Source organism: Paenibacillus amylolyticus (assembly GCF_047302515.1).
Classification (GTDB): domain Bacteria; phylum Bacillota; class Bacilli; order Paenibacillales; family Paenibacillaceae; genus Paenibacillus; species Paenibacillus amylolyticus_G.
On record NZ_CP168019.1, the window covers coordinates 6,117,779 to 6,136,470 of the forward strand.

General features: G+C 45.8%; 15 protein-coding genes. 12 read left to right on the forward strand and 3 right to left on the reverse strand.

What is annotated here, in order from left to right; genetic code table 11:
- Positions 1–254 precede the first annotated feature (254 nt).
- Positions 255–797: a hypothetical protein gene (locus ACDJ59_RS26840; RefSeq protein ID WP_413406766.1), complete on the forward strand. Its 543-nt coding sequence runs from the start codon at positions 255–257 to the stop codon at positions 795–797.
- A 107-nt stretch (positions 798–904) separates the two neighbouring features.
- Here ACDJ59_RS26840 and ACDJ59_RS26845 read toward each other — a convergent pair whose 3' ends face one another.
- Positions 905–1,822: a phosphatidate cytidylyltransferase gene (locus ACDJ59_RS26845; protein WP_076213755.1), complete on the reverse strand. Its 918-nt coding sequence runs from the start codon at positions 1,820–1,822 to the stop codon at positions 905–907.
- 96 nt (positions 1,823–1,918) lie between these two features.
- Between ACDJ59_RS26845 and ACDJ59_RS26850 the strand changes: the two genes are divergently transcribed.
- The gene (locus ACDJ59_RS26850; protein WP_413406767.1) at positions 1,919–2,473 is read left to right on the forward strand and encodes a hypothetical protein; all 555 of its coding nucleotides are present in this window, start codon (positions 1,919–1,921) and stop codon (positions 2,471–2,473) included.
- Between the two features lie 97 nt (positions 2,474–2,570).
- On the opposite strand, the gene ACDJ59_RS26855 is transcribed toward ACDJ59_RS26850, so the two are convergent.
- On the reverse strand, positions 2,571–3,038 hold the full coding sequence (locus tag ACDJ59_RS26855; RefSeq protein WP_413406768.1) for a VOC family protein: 468 nt from the start codon (positions 3,036–3,038) through the stop codon (positions 2,571–2,573).
- 160 nt (positions 3,039–3,198) lie between these two features.
- On the opposite strand from ACDJ59_RS26855, the gene ACDJ59_RS26860 reads away from it, so the two are divergent.
- From ACDJ59_RS26860 to ACDJ59_RS26875, 4 genes are all read left to right on the forward strand, one after another.
- Entirely contained in the window at positions 3,199–3,633 is a 435-nt protein-coding gene (locus ACDJ59_RS26860) for an Lrp/AsnC family transcriptional regulator (protein ID WP_413406769.1), read from the forward strand.
- Between the two features lie 3 nt (positions 3,634–3,636).
- A complete protein-coding gene (locus ACDJ59_RS26865; RefSeq protein WP_413406770.1) occupies positions 3,637–4,794 on the forward strand; it encodes a glycerate kinase in 1,158 nt (385 codons plus the stop codon).
- A 502-nt stretch (positions 4,795–5,296) separates the two neighbouring features.
- Positions 5,297–8,893 (forward strand): S-layer homology domain-containing protein, encoded by a 3,597-nt coding sequence (locus tag ACDJ59_RS26870; RefSeq protein ID WP_413406771.1) that lies wholly within the window; start codon positions 5,297–5,299, stop codon positions 8,891–8,893.
- A 386-nt stretch (positions 8,894–9,279) separates the two neighbouring features.
- Positions 9,280–11,961: a DUF4073 domain-containing protein gene (locus tag ACDJ59_RS26875; RefSeq protein WP_413406772.1), complete on the forward strand. Its 2,682-nt coding sequence runs from the start codon at positions 9,280–9,282 to the stop codon at positions 11,959–11,961.
- Positions 11,962–12,250: 289 nt separating this feature from the next.
- Here ACDJ59_RS26875 and ACDJ59_RS26880 read toward each other — a convergent pair whose 3' ends face one another.
- On the reverse strand, positions 12,251–12,823 hold the full coding sequence (locus tag ACDJ59_RS26880; protein ID WP_413406773.1) for a GbsR/MarR family transcriptional regulator: 573 nt from the start codon (positions 12,821–12,823) through the stop codon (positions 12,251–12,253).
- A gap of 198 nt (positions 12,824–13,021) precedes the next feature.
- Here ACDJ59_RS26880 and ACDJ59_RS26885 point away from each other — a divergent pair, with 198 nt between their 5' ends.
- From ACDJ59_RS26885 to ACDJ59_RS26910, 6 genes are all read left to right on the forward strand, one after another.
- The gene (locus tag ACDJ59_RS26885) at positions 13,022–13,897 is read left to right on the forward strand and encodes a carbohydrate ABC transporter permease (RefSeq protein ID WP_036671737.1); all 876 of its coding nucleotides are present in this window, start codon (positions 13,022–13,024) and stop codon (positions 13,895–13,897) included.
- A gap of 59 nt (positions 13,898–13,956) precedes the next feature.
- Complete coding sequence (locus tag ACDJ59_RS26890) at positions 13,957–14,802, forward strand: carbohydrate ABC transporter permease (protein ID WP_235599520.1); 846 nt, start codon at positions 13,957–13,959, stop codon at positions 14,800–14,802.
- A gap of 37 nt (positions 14,803–14,839) precedes the next feature.
- Complete coding sequence (locus ACDJ59_RS26895) at positions 14,840–16,213, forward strand: ABC transporter substrate-binding protein (protein ID WP_413406774.1); 1,374 nt, start codon at positions 14,840–14,842, stop codon at positions 16,211–16,213.
- A gap of 96 nt (positions 16,214–16,309) precedes the next feature.
- Positions 16,310–17,080: an HAD family hydrolase gene (locus tag ACDJ59_RS26900; RefSeq protein ID WP_413406775.1), complete on the forward strand. Its 771-nt coding sequence runs from the start codon at positions 16,310–16,312 to the stop codon at positions 17,078–17,080.
- A complete protein-coding gene (locus tag ACDJ59_RS26905) occupies positions 17,077–17,415 on the forward strand; it encodes a DMT family transporter (protein ID WP_051447260.1) in 339 nt (112 codons plus the stop codon). Before ACDJ59_RS26900 ends, ACDJ59_RS26905 begins: the two co-directional genes overlap by 4 nt.
- Positions 17,415–18,509: a metallophosphoesterase family protein gene (locus ACDJ59_RS26910; RefSeq protein ID WP_413406776.1), complete on the forward strand. Its 1,095-nt coding sequence runs from the start codon at positions 17,415–17,417 to the stop codon at positions 18,507–18,509. The genes ACDJ59_RS26905 and ACDJ59_RS26910 overlap by 1 nt, the downstream gene beginning before the upstream one ends.
- The last annotated feature ends 183 nt before the right edge of the window (positions 18,510–18,692 follow it).

The following is an 18,692-nucleotide window of genomic DNA, read 5'->3' on the forward strand; positions in this document are numbered from 1 at the left end:
GAACTAAAGAATATTTACACTGACACTACGATGACAGAATAACCTTCCAATCGCTGTTATCCCCAGATTTTTTGATTCCCTTTTCTTAAAGGGAAAATCCGGGGATAAAGGCGAACGCTTCGCTTTTTCAGGTTTTTTCTGTCCTCTCCGTTATCGTGTAAATGATTAGTTCAACTGATATAGATATATGTGCTGTAGTTAGATGAAGGGAGAAGTAGATGATGAAAATAAATATAAAGAAATCTGTACTTTGCATGTCTATGCTCTGTATTTCGCTATTCGTCAGTGCCTGTGGTGCCAAGAACAATAACGAATCTGTTCAGGAGCACGCCTATCCGCAATCGAAGCAACCTGTAGAGGAAGCAGGAGAAAACTCTGTTCCGAATGCGGATGCGAAGAATAACAATAGCCAAGGCAGTGCCAGTGGTGATGAGGGCAAGCCTACAGCTCAATCGGAATCAACTGAACCGTCTGAGCAGATTGATATCGTCATTGACCAGTCGGAGAAACCGAGCGAGGGTAACAGCTTTGATTTTGGAATTAAACAGGTTCCGAAGGGGTATACACTAACGGAGATGCGGTGGACGTCTAACACGGTGACGATTGTGAATTCACTACAGGAAGCCATTGAACATGGTGGAAATGGTGAAGAGGGGTTTTACTTTAGCGGCAATGGACAATTCTCCGGCTTTATCTATTCGGATGAGATGAAGGGCGAGCGGGGCAAAGCGACATTTGTCTTCACAAATGATGAGGGGAACGAAATCATGTCCGAGAAAGAAATTACGTTGAAGTAGCAGGCACATCATGAAGGCTCCGTCTAGAGCCTGTTGAACAGGAAAAGCAGCCACGTGGGCTGCTTTTTTTGACATCCATAATTATAAGATCGCCGATCTATCTGTTGCTACATAAAGTCAAAGAAATAACGGACTACGTGGAACATAACCGGAGAGGTGTAGGTCAGGCTGTCGACCCGGCTCAGGTAGCTTTTTTTGAGCGAATCGAACTTGTTGTCATCTCCAATTAACAGATCGCGCTTCAGTACAGAAACGGTCAGACTGCCGAAGAATCCAGCCAAACTGATCAACACCCCGATGAACAGCGAGAATTTCCAATCAAATGGCGTCAGGTAGGGATGGATGAAATAAGACGTAGCTGTCGTTACAATAAATGCACACGCGAACCCTTCCCAGGTGACAAAAGGATTGGCGGTAGGCACCACTTTTCGTTTGCCCAGATAGAGAGAGACCAGATAATGCACCACATCATTAAGCTGTGTTAACACGACCAGGAACAACACCAGCTTGGACCCGTACTCTGGTGTGGCAAATGGGAAATAGGCCAGGTGGCTCAGCCCGAATACCATCAGCATCAGTCCCCATTGTGTGGAGCTGACACTGCGCAGGAAACCGACCGTACCTTTGTTAATCAGGCGTGGCAAGGGCAGTACCAGGAACACATATAGTGGAATAAACACGATAAACATGCCATACCATCCAATGTAGATCCAGTAGAACTGAACCGGAATTGCCAGATACGCCCACAGGAACAGTCTGCGGTCGGCTTTGCGTGTACTGCGAATCATGGAGAAGTATTCTTTGAGTGAGAAGAATGCAAGCACCATGAGGGAGATGAGGGACACGATGGGGTTGAAGAGGGTAGCGAGGCAGAAGATCACAAACATACCCCACCAGGTTTTGATTTTTTGGCCGATGCCTGAATAGTCTTTGCTTGGCTGAAGCTTTGCAATAATTTTGTACACGATATGTATCACAAGTAAAGCTGTGAAGATTAACGTTAGTGTAAAGAGTGAACTGCTCACGTACCGATCACCTGCTTATTCAAAGTAAGATTCCATTATAGGGTACCTATGTTATTATGAAGGAATAGTGCCAACTTGATAAGGGGAAATTTTGCTATGACAGATGAACGCTCCATCTATATCCTGCTTACGAATACAGGAACGCTGTTTACCAAGGTTATTCAGAGCTATACCCGAGCGCCATATAATCACGCATCGATCTCATTTGACCGGGAGTTAACCGAGCTGTACAGCTTCGGCCGCAAGCATCCGAGCAATCCGCTGAATGGCGGGTTTGTGAAGGAAAATATTCAGACAGGTACATACAGCAAGTATCCCAATACCACATGTGTCATATACAAGCTTCAGGTGACGGATCGTGAAGTGGAAAAGATGAAACGTGTGCTGCACATCTTCATCCGCAGCCGCCAGAAATATATGTATAATCTGCTCGGCGTGATTGGCATTACACTCAAGGAACCGGTGGAGTTCAGCAACTCCTACTTCTGCTCCCAATTTGTAGCCGAGATTTTGCAGCGTTCAGGCATCAAACTGTGGAACAAGCTGCCTGCGCTGGTGACACCGGATGATTTTCGCCAGAGTGAACGATTGCAACTGGTTTATGAAGGGAAATTAAGCGAGTATACGCTGGGGAATGCAGAGAAGGAATAGGGTAGGTGCGTGTGCTGATGATGATGCATGCCAAGGATATCCAATCATAAAACAGCCTGCTGCCACGAATGACGAGGCAACAGGCTGTTTGTGTACTTCATATGGATGGTGGTGAGGATGAGGATCGGTCAAAATTAACCTCTTCAAGAAACTCGATCACTTCACCATTCGGACTGTGGACGAGCGCATTTCTAACCCGAAGTGCAGGTTCGCCAAGCGATATCCAATCCGGTTCAACATAGGCTTTGGCTCCATGGGCGAGCGCTCGCTCATAGATATCTTCTACATCATGCACGTAAAAGGCGAAATGTAACAGTGCGCCGTGCCGGACCGCTTCAGGCGAGGTGGCAGGTTCACCCTCCGCAGGAATGACCGCTTTCGGGTCAAACACCTCAATGCAGGTGCGTTGATCCGGAGAGATTAACATACATGCCTCGGTAATGTGGAAGGAAGGCAAACTCCAGGAGTGACCGACCTTGAAGCCTAATACTTTTGTATAAAACGCCAGAGTATCTTTGTAATTACGAGCCTGAATGGCTACATGTGCAAGTCCAATAACACTCACATTACATCGCTCCTTCTTCAGATTGTATTCTAAATTATAGGGTTGATATCGCATTGGAACCATACAATATCAAAGGATATAATGAGATGAAATCTAACTATTTTAGCTAATTTATTAGAAAAACCTTATTAAATAAGACGACGACTCGGAGGTCTTACAAATGGAACACATAATAGATGAAATCGATCAGCAGATTATGCGCTTGTTGCAACATCATGCACGTATCCCCGTTGCACAGATAAGCAAAGAAATTAACATGTCCCAGCCTTCGGTTAAGGAAAGAATCCTGAAACTGGAGGAAAGAGGTGTGATAACGGGCTATTCAACCATCTATAATCTGGCCCGGTTAAACCGTGGAACCACGACGTTTATTTTACTCAAAACAGAGTATTGCGACGAATTGGTCCAGTTCTGTGAACAGGCCATCGAAGTCACGGACGTTTATCGGATTAGCGGTGAGTATAACTATCTGATCAAAGTACAGACGGCGTCCATTGAAGAACTTGCCGAATTTCAGGATTCACTGGTGAAGTTGGGACCCTCCAAATCCCATATCAGCATGAAAAATATCATGGAAAACCGTGTTCTTCTTTAAGATATGAGAGAGACTAGAGAGAAGACATTTGTTCTGGCACCGGATTCGTTCAAAGAAAGCATGACAGCGAAAGAAGTATGTATCGCGATGGAAAAAGGGTTGCGTAAAATATACCCGACGGCAGGCTATATTCATGTACCTATGGCAGATGGTGGGGAAGGTACGGTGCAGTCCCTTGTGGACGCTTCCGGCGGTGTCCTTCACCAGCACGAGGTGAGCGGACCATTGGGTCAGACAGTCAATGCACAGTATGGCATTCTGGGTGGGGGAACAACGGCGGCCATCGAGATGGCATCGGCCAGCGGCATCCACTTGGTTACCAAGGAGACCCGGGACCCGCTCCGGACGACAACCTATGGAACAGGCGAGTTGATTCGCGCATGTCTGGACCTTGGCATACACAAGATCATCATTGGCATTGGTGGTAGCGCGACCAACGACGGTGGGGCTGGCATGGCTGAAGCACTTGGTGCGAAGTTTCTGGATGCACAGGGTCAGCCGCTTGCGCGTGGGGGCGGGGCTTTGGATCAACTGGCTCAGATTGATGTATCTGGTCTGGATGAGCGTTTGCAGGAAGTGGAGTTCATTGTGGCCTGTGATGTGACCAATCCCCTATGTGGGGAGCATGGCGCATCGAGGGTGTTTGGACCACAAAAAGGGGCAACTCCAGAGATAGTTGAACAGCTGGACGCGAATCTGTCCCATTATGCAGATGTGGTGAAACAGCAACTTCATAAAGATATCCGAGATGAACAAGGAGCCGGAGCGGCTGGTGGATTGGGCGCGGGACTCTTGATTTTTACACAGGCTGTATTACGTAAAGGGATTGAGATTGTCATTGAATATACTGAGTTGCGTGAAAAGTTGATTGCTGCGGATGTGGTATTTACGGGTGAAGGCGGCATCGACTTCCAAACGAAATTTGGCAAGACCCCCTATGGTGTTGCTCGGGCAGCCAAGGAAGCGGGTAAACCTGTGATTGCCCTTGCAGGCTGTGTGGGCGAAGGGATCGACACCCTCTACGCGGAAGGCATCGATGCCATATTTGGTATTGTGCCTGGGGCAGCAGATCTGGATCGACTATTGCGAGAAGGCCCGGAGAATGTGGAACGTACCGCCGAGAATATTGCAAGAGTACTGAAGTTGGGGTTACTTTCTTAGGTCGATGAACATCGGGATCGCATGAGGGTGGATTGGAATGTGATGTGACAAAGACGGGATATGGATATGCCTGAAATTAGGTGATCTGTTTCTCGTTTTTTTTTTTTTTGCTGTGAAGTTCCATTGTATAGTTGTCGTTAAGGTCACTTCGTTCGCGTTATCTTTACCCTTTATGGCACATGGAGAAATTGCACATACAGTTACGTATCTGATGACCAATACGTTCACGACGGGCAGCACATTGTATGTGGATGGTGGGTACACCTTAATTTAAGAGCCGGAGTTATATAGGTCCAAAAGAATACTTTTTTAAAAATAAAATGATGAATTATGGCGAAAAAAGTTGAGATCTATCCTGTTTTTGTACTACAGGGCGGGTCTTTTTCCTTTTATTTACTCTTTTTGTTTAGATTCTGTTTATCGCAGTGCACTACAATAGGCCTTACGTATCAGATGGATTGAATTTATATGTAAAAAACATGAGATAGGGAGGATCAAGTACATGAATTATAGGAAAATAATTAGTTTGGTGCTCATTATGGTGTTAATAGCTCCGTGGTTGGCACCAGCAGGGAAGGTTAGTGCAGGTGGCTCATATCCTGTACCAGGAAAGGGTGGCTTAATCACAATCAAGCCTACGGGTGATAACAATGTTGAAGTACATTGGGAATATGCTGACTCCTCTACGCCATCATATGAATTAAAATATCAGGTCTACGTCTCTGTTTATCCTAACCTGAAAGACATGGAAGAAATCAGGGACTCACTAGACTATGGGAACGATGATTGGATTAGTGGTGCAGAATCTGAAGACGGTACGTTTTCCAGAGAATTTATGGGTTTAAGCGACAGCGTAACTTACTATTTCAATGTAATTGTTAATGATGGAAAAGGTTTGGAATCTGCGTACCAGATGCAATCTTACGACCCTAGTACACAGTTGAGCGAGTTGGACCAGTTTAACGAAATCAAAAAAAAGATAAATCAGGGCGATACTTCTGACTTTAAACAGGAAGTTATAGACCTTTTTCTTAACGAACAATTCATAGACAAGCCTGATTTTAAATCGTTATCTGAAGACGATCAAATTGATATCACAGTACATTTACTAAATCTTGATCCACCAACTAGCGATGGATATCAGAATAAGGGACAAGTTCAATATCTGGTGCAGTTGGCTCTGCAAGCTCTGGAACTTCCCCGTAAAATTGGAGGATCAGACTCCAGAATAGTCCTTGATGAATTTTATGGAAAGCTAGCAGAGCGGAAACTGCATTTTGATTATCCTAGTGTCGAAGAGGGATACTATGAACGTATTGATCTGTATCTCAACTCTTCAGATATTGAAAAACGTATGACTGCTTATATATATGAGCGTAAAATTATAGGGGCCCCTTCCATTAAGAAGATTCTGGGTTATAGGGATACAGTAGTAAGTGATACTCCTTTTATAAATAAGGTAGTATCGTCAGAAGATATGATGAAAGTATTAGATGAGATGTTTGAAATTCAAGAAGGTATCGAATCGTATAACTCCAAAGAAGAAAACCAAGAAAAACCACTTGGAAGTTTCCCTTTGGATATCAGCAAATGGGAAAACCTCTCATCCGAAGAACGTGAGAAATTGGCTGATCTTATGCTTAGTGAAAGACTTGATGAGGGATATACAAGTTTTGAAGAAATTCAGACTGCATTTAATAAATTTTTCCCGGATGATAACGAAAGCGATCCATTGACTGTCTTAAATACTGCAAAAACTAATGGTAATATAGCGGCTATGCGTTTAGCTATGGAAGATCCAGATCTGGGTATCACTCTTCCTAACGGATACGGTGCTTTGTCTTTGCAAGTTAGAGATTTCATTGCGGGATTCTTGATTGAATATGTAAATAAAGATTACAAAAATAAAGAACAGGTCCAATATATGATGGAACTTGCTGTTCTGGCCCAATCCGTTTGGGAGCAGAGGGAACTCAGTGTTCTTAGGAATAAGCTGGATCTGCTCGCTCAGCAATTAGTAAATGGACCTAATCACTTTAATGACCAACAGACCTATGTGTTACGTAGCATTGGACAACAACATTTGGAACGTAGCAAAGTAGATAAAGGTGTACTGGCATATAATTACTTGCATCTAGTTGCATTCGAAAGGTTGGAAGGAGTGTCTAAAGGGGATATTGTTGATCCTGAGATTGTCCTGAATCTCCTCTCTATGCCTATCGATTCATTTGAGCAAGCTACTTCTATACCACGAATGGATCAATGGCTTGATAAAGCAATGAAAGATCAGATTAAAGGTGAAGCATTCTTCAGCAAATACAAATTTAATCTTAGAGGCGCTCTTGATTTATCCAAAAGGGCAGAACTCAGTCCTGAAGGCCAGAAGGAATTGGCTGAATGGGTCCTAAATGAACAAGACAGCTATGAGGATGTTGGGAATCTGCAATATGTATTTAATCGATTCTTTACGGCTCCTGATGTGAAGGGGAATGACATCAATAACACCCTAACGGGCTTGGAAAGCACGATGGAGATTTCCTTTGACAATAAGTTGCACTGGATTGATGTTGCCTTCATTCAAAAAATGGACCTTAGCGGCAACAAAACGGTATGGGTTCGTTACAAAGCAATCAGTGATGAACTGCCAGGCCGCGCTGTGAAGTTTGTCTTTACACAGAATGGTGATAGCAGCACGGATAATGGAAATACTCCAACACCTAATCCTGGCGGAAACACAGGTGGTGGCGGATCATCTACGACTACGCCAGTAACGTCTACACCTGCACCAACAACGAAACAAGAACAGATCGTAGTCGACGTTAATGGAACAAACGGAACCAACCTGACCAAAACACCAATCACACGTACAACCGAAACCAACGGCACGATCAAAGATCTGGTGAAAATGACCGAAGCGATTGCCAAGGAATCGGTGGAAAAAGCGAAGCAATTGAACATGAACACCGCACGCATTGTCATCCCAGATACCAAAGATTCCGTGTCCGAGACACGTATTGAACTGCCTAAGGCAGCGGTGAAAGAATTGAATGATGGCTCACTCAAGCTGGAGATTTCCACTGAAAATGTAGTGATTTCCGTTCCGACGAATTCCATCGCTGGATTCGATCAAGACTTGTACTTCTGTGTGGTTCCGCTCAAGAAAGAATCCGAACGCAAAGAAGTTGAAGAGCGTGCGAAGAAAGAGCAACTCATTCAACAAATAGCTCCGAACACCAATGTTCGTGTATTGGCTCGTCCGGTAGAGATCGACACGAATATGCAGAGTCGCGAAGTGACACTCAGGTTGCCACTGCGTGACAGTCTGCCAACTGATCCGGCTGCTCGTCAGCAGGCTTTGGACAACTTGGCGATCTATATCGAACACAGTGACGGCACAAAAGAATTGATTCAAGGCAAATTGGTGAAACTCGCGGATAACAGCGAAGGCATCGAATTTACCGTAACAAAATTCAGTATGTTCACCCTCGTTGTTGTGGATGGACTGAAAGCTTCACAAAGTACACATCAACCGTACATCCAAGGTTTCGGTGCTGACTTCCGTCCAGATGCATTCGTAACCCGTGCACAAATGGCAGCCATGCTGGCTCGCAATCTTCCAACTGAAGCGGCAGCAGGTTCCGTGAGTAGCTTGAGCTACAAGGATGTATCTGCGACACACTGGGCAACAAGTGAGATTCAAAAAGCACATTCCGCTGGCATCATGAACGGCATGAGTAACACCCAATTTGCACCGGAAGGCTCGATCACCCGTGCACAGATGGCAACGATTGCGTATCGCTGGACGCAGCAACAAGCGAGTGCAACAACCGTGAATGGTCCAGCAGTTTCCTTCACAGATGTATCCGCAGACCTGTGGGCAGCAGATGCGATTGCATACGTGCAATCGGCTGGCCTGATGGTTGGATACAACGATGGTACATTCAAACCGGATAGTAAGCTGACGCGTGATGAAGCGGTGAAAGTGCTGAATGTATTGTTCAACCGCACACCACTAACTGGCGAAGTTACGCCAACGTTCAGTGATGTACCAGCAACACACTGGGCATATGCTGATATCGAAGCTGCAGCGCAAAAGTAATAACTGTTACAGAACTAAAATTGTAAAGATAATGATTAGAGCGCAAAAGGCCATCCTTCGAGGTGGTCTTTTGCGTTCTAACGAATAGGTTACTTTATATCTATCGGAAAATGCAATTTAATTTACGGCAGAGCAGTAGTTGGAAGTGGACGGCGGATATATTGGGATTTAAGAAATATCTATATAGGTCTTAAATAATATTTTATACGAAAAATAGCGAAAAAAATTGAGTTTTATTCTGTTTAAATTCTTCATTATGGACATTTTTACTTTTATTTGCTCCATTGTTCAGAATCCGTTCAGAGTTGTGTACTACAATAGGCCTATATTTCCAGAGAAAAATATAAACAATCTATTTATGGTCGACACATCTGAGGAGGATAAAAATGAGTAAGATCCGCAAAACGTTTAGTTTATTAGTTGTATCTCTAATGTTAATGCAGGGAGCTGCTGCAACATATGTAAGTGCTGATTCAGACCCTAACTCTGAGACTTCTTCATCAACGACGAGTTCAAGTGAATCGAATTCATCCAACAACACACCGTCGAACTCCAATGAACCAAGTAATAATAGTTCAACAACAACATCGCAAGAAACACCATCGGAGCAGGTGAATGAGCCTATTGTCATCCCGCCGCCAATATTACCTATACCACCGTTCCCAACATTCCCACCCATGCCTCCATTCCCAACGCTTCCACCAATTCCGTCACCAACAATAACGCCGTTGGTGCAGTTGAATCAGGCTGTAGCTGTTAAAGAAGCTGGAACAGTGTTATCTATTTTAAAAGATACAAATCTGCTCAATCAGCCTGGAGCGTTTAGTGAGCTAACAGATCAAGAACAAATGACGATTGCTGCTACTTTAGTGCAGTTGACACCTGATTCGGGATCCTATAATGAAGATCAAGTTCAGTTTCTTGTAGATACGGGTGCCAAGGCACTTCAAGCATATCGGTTAGATTACCGTGATATGGCTTATGAATTACAACAATTCTACAAACAAGTTCTTTTAGAAGGCGCTGGTCTCTTCTCACAAGAAGATTTTGAACACTTCAAGGCAGCAGCCAATTTTTATCTGGAAGCTAATGAAGCTGATCAACGGATTATTGCTTATATTGCGAAGATGACTTCTGTCACTATGAGTAATGATAGTGCTATCAGTTTATTGTTTATGATATCTGCAGAGCTCCCGTCGATTAATCAAGCTGAGTCTGCGAATGACGCATGGCAGAATTTGACGTATTACTACATGATGCAAGTACAGACAGAATTGTATATCAATGGACATCCAGAAGCTATGATTCAAGATTTTCCGCTGCAACTGGACCAATTAAATGAAATATCAGAGGATATGGATCAGCAGCAACAACTCGCAGAGTGGATGCTTAGTGAACGACCTGTTGGAGGATATGAAAAAATTAAAGATATTCAAAGAGCATTTGACTTGTTCTTTGCTCCCCCAGCGCCTAAAGTGACTGCTGATGATACAGCCAATGTGGTTATCGGTGCAGATGAAACGATGGAATACTCCAAAGATAATGGGGAGACTTGGAGTAAATTCACCAATACAGATCGATTTGAGGGCAAACAAATAATTGTGGTTCGTGTAAGAGCCAAAGGCAACACACCGGCATTGAAATGGACAACACTTACGTTTACATCCAATACTCCAACACCTAATCCTGGCGGAAACACTGGTGGCGGCGGATCTACTGCGCCTGTAACAACTTCACCCGTAACGTCTACACCTGCACCAACAACGAAACAAGAGCAGATCGTGGTTGACGTTAATGGAACAAACGGCACCAACTTGACCAAAACACCAATCACCCGTACAACCGAAACCAACGGCACGATCAAAGATCTGGTGAAAATGACCGAAGCCATTGCCAAGGAATCGGTGGAAAAAGCGAAGCAATTGAATATGAACATCGCACGCATTGTTATTCCAGATACCAAAGATTCCGTGTCCGAGACACGTATTGAACTGCCTAAAGCAGCGGTAAAAGAACTGAATGATGGTTCGCTGAAACTTGAAATCTCTACAGAGAATGTAGTGATTTCCGTTCCGACGAATTCCATCGCTGGATTTGATCAAGACTTGTACTTCCGCGTTGTACCTTTGAAAAAGGAATCGGAGCGCAAAGAAGTTGAAGAGCGTGCGAAGAAAGAACAGTTGATTCAACAAGTTGCTCCGAATACGAATGTGCGTGTACTGGCTCGTCCGGTAGAGATCGACACGAATATGCAGAGCCGTGAAGTGACACTCACGTTGCCACTGCGTGACAGTCTGCCATCCGATCCGGCTGCGCGTCAGCAAGCATTGGACTACCTGGCGATCTATATCGAACACAGTGACGGCACAAAAGAATTGATTCAAGGCAAATTGGTGAAACTCGCGGATAACAGCGAAGGCATCGAATTTACCGTAACAAAATTCAGTACGTTCACCCTTGTTGTTGTGGATGGACTGAAAGCTTCGCAAGGTACACATCAACCGTACATCCAAGGATTTGGTGCAGATTTCCGCCCAGATGCATTCGTAACACGTGCACAGATGGCAGCCATGCTGGCTCGCAATCTTCCAACTGAAGCGGCAGCAAGTTCCGCGAATAGCGTGAGTTACAAGGATGTATCTGCGACACACTGGGCAACAAATGAAATTCAAAAAGCGCAATCCGCTGGCATCATGAACGGCATGAGCAAAACTCAATTTGCACCGGAAGGTTCGATTACTCGTGCACAGATGGCTACCATTGCGTATCGCTGGATGCAGCAACAAGCGAGCGCTACGACGAAAGTTACAGAAGTTTCCTTCACAGATGTATCCGCAGACCTGTGGGCAGTAGATGCGATTGCATACGTGCAATCTGCTGGCTTGATGGTTGGTTACAACGATGGTACATTCAAACCGGACAGTAAGCTGACCCGTGCTGAAGCGGTGAAAGTGCTGAATGTATTGTTCAACCGCACACCCCTAACTGGCGCAGTTACGCCAACGTTCAGTGATGTACCAGCTACACACTGGGCATATGCAGATATCGAAGCTGCAGCGCAAAAGTAATATTTTTAAAAGAAAAAAAGGGGTCATTAACGCAGTAACATATGGAAAAGAGAACCCCTAATGACGGATAGGATATGACGATACAATAGATAGAATAAAAAAAGAGCTGTTCCAAAAGCCATACATTGGCTAGGAACAGCTCCTTTTTGCGGTTTAGTGTGAATCAACAATGGTACGTCATATCGTCTAGGTTCGTTAGAATGGGTATGTTTTCTTTATCCGGCATATAAGAACTGTAAGATTCGTTAGCGCTTGATCACCCATTAGTTATTCTGTTTACGCAGTTGTACTACTCTTTATCGGGCGTGTGTGAAGCATTCTCGTAAAACTTACCATCCCGCAACTGATCCACGAATCCTTGTAACCAGACGTAGTATTGCTCCGCATGTTGGAGTTTGTGCAGATCACGCAGTGCATCCTCTCGATCTTTGGACGAGGTATGTTCCGAAAGGATCATGGTCGACAGGTCAGGAATGACCTCACGAATGCCTTCTAACATGACATCTACTTCCCGTTGGAGCTTGGCCCCGAAGAAATTCTGGAACGTACGATAGAAGTCGGTCTCAGCCAGATATTGATCCTGGCGCTCCTTCTTTTCCTCCAGTTTATAGATCATCTGTGATTCTGTAAGCGAACGAACCGCATAGCTCATGTTGCTCTTGCTCATATTCATCGAGTTTTTCATCTCTTCAAGTGTCATCGGTCGATCCTCAAAATACATGATGCCGTATAATTTGCCAAACGTGTGATTAACTCCATATAGATCCATCGTATTGGCGATGGCCTCAATAACTCTCTCCCTCAGCGCATGCCGATCAGGTAACGAAGAATGATTCGGGTTCCCGGCGGTTTCTTTTCCCACAATGTCACCTCTGGTTTATGATAGCGTTCCCACTAGCTGCCTCATATTTTACATGACTTGCTCCAATTTTAACATAAGCCGGAATTAGAATTTTCAATACGAGTGTACAATCAATTTTGTACAGAATAAATATAAAGCTGATTATACTCAAAAATTCCCAATCATTAAAGAAAAATTGGACAGTAAGGAGTGGGGGATTTGCGTTTAAAACTATGGAGGGAGTCTGAGGCGGTACTATTCACGCTGCCAGCTCTAATCCCATTGCTGATCTTCTGGCTGGGACCTCTGGGATATATCGTTTATCTCAGTTTCACCGACTGGGACTTCATGAGCCCGGACAAGCTATTTGTTGGTTTGGACAATTACAGTTATCTGCTGACAAACTCTGAATTCTATCGATCATTGAAAGTCACCTTGTTATTCGGACTGGGGAGTGTAATCCCAACTATTGTGGGCGGATTGGCGCTTGCGATGCTCATGAATAGCAAAATCAAATCATCCGGCATCTTCCGGACATTACTCTTCTCACCTTGGGTCACCCCGACAGTTGCGGTGTCCATTGCGTGGTCCTGGATCTTTGAGCCCGAAGTGGGACTCGCTAATCTGATGCTGGGCTGGGTAGGCGTATCTCCGATCGGCTGGTTGCGTGACGCGGACTGGGCATTGGTTGCTGTTCTGATCGTCACGCTCTGGAAGTCGATTGGGTGGGCAATGGTATTTTATCTCGTTGCGCTACGAAATCTACCTTCCGATCTGCTCGAAGCAGCTTCAATCGATGGGGCAAACGGTTGGGACAAGTTCAGGAGTATCACACTGCCGCTGATCTCACCAACGACATTTTTCCTCTCGATTATTCTAACCATCCAGTCCTTGCAAGCCTATGACCAGATCAATGTCATGACACAGGGCGGACCGGCGGGATCAACGAGAACGTTGCTGTATATGTATTACCAGTCTGCATTTGAGTCCTTTAATGTAGGTGAAGCTTCGTCCATCGCCGTTGTGATCATTTTGATCTGCGTGTTGCTGTCGGGAGTATCCTTCCTGCTTGGCAGACGTCTGGTGCACTACTAATGACAATGACATTGCCCAACAAAAAGTCTAAACGGATGAAGCGTAAGGAGTTGCAGAACGTGTCACAACCGAATTTTAAAATAAGTAAATTGATCCGCTACCTCCTGTTAGCCGTTATCGCGCTGGGTACAGCCTTTCCCTTCTATTGGATGGTCATCAGCGGATTCAAAACCAATGATGAGATCTGGCAGTTTCCGCCGACCTTCTGGCCGGAGACGTTCCTGTGGAGCAACTATGTGGATGCCTGGAATGCGGCACCATTTGCCCGTTACATCCTGAACAGTACCGGGGTAGCCTTAGCCATCTGTCTATTTCAGATCGTCAACTCCAGTATGATGGCGTACGCCCTGACACATATGAAGTTCCGTCTCAAGGGTGTACTGACCTCCCTGATTCTGGTGGGTTATATGATACCGAGTACGGCCGTGTATCTGCCTAGTTACCTGGTACTTAGCGAACTTAACCTGCTGGATTCCTACACAGGCTTGATTGTATCCAACTGTGTCAGCGTGTTCTCGATCTTCCTGATCAGGCAGGCGTTCATGCAGGTATCTCATGAATTGGTGGAAGCCGGACAGCTGGACGGTGCATCCCACTTCCGGATTCTCTGGACGATTATAACGCCGCTTGTTCGCTCAAGCTTCGCCGTGATGGTTCTGATTACGTTCATTGAACAGTACAACAATTATTTCTGGCCTATGCTCATCACCAAAGACCCTGACTTACAGCTGGTATCGGCTGGTCTGCGCAGCTTCTTTGTAGAAGGTGGGGCATATGGACTGGCTTGGCCACAGATTATGGCTGCGAGTGCCTTCACCATCGCACCGCTACTTATTCTCTTCCTGTTCACCCAGAAGACCATTATGCAGAGCGTGAATATCACGGCTGGTGTGAACAAGAACTGATATGCACTACCATTCACCTAAAACGGGAGGAACAACAATGAATTGGAGTCAGGCAAGCATGACATGGAAAAAGAGATTGAGGTTGAACTGGAAGGGTGGCATGTCGCTGGTACTCGCGACCAGCTTTGCGCTACTGACGGCTTGTGGAACACAAGCACCCGCAGAATCAAGCACGACGGCTGCTGCCAGTGGAACCGAAGCTCAGGCGAAAGATCCGGTGGAGATTGAGTTCTGGTATGGTCTGGGTGGTAATCTGGGCGATAACATGAAAAAGACGATTGATGCGTTCAACGCCTCACAGAACGAGGTGGTTGTGAAGGGGATTGTACAAGCAGATTACACGGAAACGGAACAGAAGCTGCAAGCAGCAATTGCTTCCAAGAAGGTTCCAGCCGCTGTACTCAGCTCCAATATAGACTGGGCACGCAAAGGATATTATGCACCCATGGATGAGATGATTGCCGCTGATCCGAATTTTAAGAAAGACGATTTCATTCAGACATTCCTGAACCAGGGACAGGTGGATGGAAAGCAATACTTTTTGCCAATGTACGGTACAACTCAGATCATGTATTACCGTATGGATACGTTCAAGGAGAACGGAATCGACCCAGCAACTCTGACGACATGGGAGAAGCTGGCTGAGGCGGCTGCGAAGATGAGCAAACAAGAAAACGGCAAGACCACCTTCTACGGTTGGGAACCGATGTGGGGTAGAGACAATATGATTGATGCTGTGCTGGGTAAGGGCGGACAGATTCTTAGCGACGATGGCAAAACCGTTGTGATCGACTCTCCGGAATGGATCGAGACATGGGACTTATTCCGTAAATGGATCAACGAAGACAAGATTATGGGCATTCATTATGGAGGTCAGGGCTGGGAGTACTGGTACAAAACGATTGATGATGTGATGAAAAATAAAGCAGCAGGTTACACCGGATCTAGTGGTGACCAAGGTGACTTGGACTTTAGCGTAGTTGCTGCAATGCAACAACCAGGCTGGGAAGGTATTGGTGAAGGAAAACCGGTAGCAAGTGCCATATCGGCAGGTATTCCGTCAGCGGCAAGTCCAGAGCAACAGCAGGCAGCATACAAATGGCTTACGTATTTCTCTGAAACTTCGAACACAGCTTCATGGTCCATGAACACCGGATATATCGCAGTACGTCAATCGGCCCAACAAGATCCAGAGTTCATGAAGTTCAGTGAGGAAAATCCGCAGATCACCGTACCACTGCAACAAGCAGCTCACGCTTCGGCTCCATTCCAGGATCCAACGGGTGGCAAGATCAATGATGCTTTGAAAGATGCAGCTGATCAGGTGCAGATCAATAATATGCCAGCGGAACAAGCGCTGAAGGAAGCGAAAGAGAAAGCGCAGAAGGAACTGGATCGTGTAACGAAATAAGAAACGTATACAGGCAATTGACTCACGCGATAAGGGCGGTACATGCTGTACCGTCCTTTCCGTTCATACAAGATCGCAGACAAGGGAGTTTAACCAATGCAAGATGAGATGTATGTGGACGGATTACCAAATCCGATTGAAGCCGTTTTGTTCGACAAGGACGGGACATTACTTGATTTTACGGGCATGTGGGGGTTCTGGACCGATTGTGTGTTGAACGACTTCAGAAAACAGTTAGCGACTAGAGGACTCCGTATCGACACAGATGAATTCCCACAGATCTGGGGTACATTCCACGATGATCAAGGCCGAATGAATGGGTATGATGTGCGGGGCCCGCTTGCGATGGGCACGATGGATGAAGTGTATGCCGTGTTAACATGGCATGGATATCGTGCGGGTCTCAACTGGGCGGAATCCAAGATTATGGTTCGGGAGTGTTTGGCGCGAGCGGAGGAAGAGATGGAGCAGCATCGTCCGGCACATCCGTTACCGGGTGTTCGAGAATTCCTTGAACAGTGCCGTAGCGAAGGTGTGGTTATGGGTGTAGTGACGGCAGATGATACACCAAGTGCAATTAAACATTTACAGTGGATGGGACTGGATTCCTTTTTTGACGTGGTGATTGGTACAGATCTGGTGGAGCGGGGCAAACCTTTTCCCGATATGCTACTGCTTGCCTGTGAACGGTTGGGTGTATCCGTGCAACATACCGTGGTCATTGGAGATACGGACGGAGACATGGAGATGGCACGAACCGCTGGTGCGGGGTACAGGATTGGGATTGGAGAACCGGGGAAATTCCGCTTGGCGGATAGAACGATTCAATCGTTCCATGAATTGCTGAACGGTGGACTGAATCGATGACAAACAGTCACGCCTACTTGGGCTGGGTACTGTTGGCACTGGCTATCGGGCTGGAGCTGAGCGCTACCATTTTGCTAAAAGTATCGGATGGATTCTCACGGTTATGGCCTTCGGTGTTGATGTTTGTCTGTTATGGCGCAAGTTTTACCTTTCTTAATTTTGCAGTGAAGTATATGCCGCTGGCTGTAGCCTATGCGATCTGGTCTGGCGTGGGCATTACGCTTATTGGCGTCGTGGGGCATTACTATTTCGGTGAACGTCTGCGGCTCACGTCGATGGTATGGATCGGTTTTATTCTGATTGGCATTATTGGACTGAAATGGAGTGATTCCTGATGAGAAATGAACATACACTTGAGCAACCTCTTGCTACCTTCCAAGTCATTACAGATACGCATGTACGGGACGAGGCAGACCACATTCATAACCGACATTTGGAGTTGGCATTAGCCGACATAGCTAAATTCAGTCAGGGGAGCAGTGGGATTATGCATGTGGGCGATGTGACGGATCGAGGTCTGCCGAGCGAATATCGTGAGTTGCAACGCATATGGAAGCAGCATGCGGAGAGTTTGCCAGACATCCGGTACACGGTAGGTAACCATGATATTGGAGCCGTGGTCTGGCAAGATCCGCCGATCGTTTTGCTTGAGATGAAAGAGGATGAAGTAGCCGAGTTGTTGGAGCAGGAAGCAGATATAGAGCTGGTCACAAAACAAACCGCTGCTGAATCAGCTGCACTAATTGAGAAACTATCCGGCAGAACCTATACGTTGTCTGCTGTAACTTCGGAGCAGGAGGGTCAGGATGGGGGACCGATCTCTTCAAGAGTGGACCCCATTACAGTCGCAGGGTTATGGCAGCGTCGATTAAGTGATTTTGAAGGGACAACCGGCATGAGGGGCTCTTACCATGACCATTGGATTGATGGGTATCATTATATATTCCTGGGCACCGAGCAACCTCATCCGAAGGATTGTGATATGTCGGCTGAACAATTGGAGTGGCTGGATGCGAAATTGTCTGAGCATGCAACACTAGATCATCCCATTTTCCTGTTCTTGCACCAGCCGCTTATGGATACGGTAGCAGGATCACTGAAGGAACAGGGGTGGTATGGTGTGAATCAGGATGCGGAACTCAAGGCCGTTCTGGCCAAATATCCGCAAGCGATCCTTTTCTCGGGTCACACTCATTGGCAGTTGGAGGCACAGCATACGATGTACGATGGTGCAGGCCACATGCCAACGATGTTCAATGCGTCGTCAGTAGGTTATTTATGGACGGATCAGGATGAACATCTGGAGGGCAGTGAAGGGCTTCATGTGGAGATTTATAAGGATCGGGTTGTTGTGAAGGGAAGGGACTTTGTCGCGGGTGAATGGATTGAGGGTGTTGAATTTACGGTGCGTTATCCTGTAGAAAGGTAGTTATTTGGATAGTCAACGGTAAAGGGTCATGCTAAGGGTCAATGCCATTAAGACAAGTTAAACTTGATGACATTGCTTAATGGGTGGCCTTTTTGGCGTCCATCTTAAAGGTATGTATCAGATCATCCACCCCATAAAGTTCCACGTGAAACGTAGCAGGGGAGGCTAGAGTTGGGTAAAGTT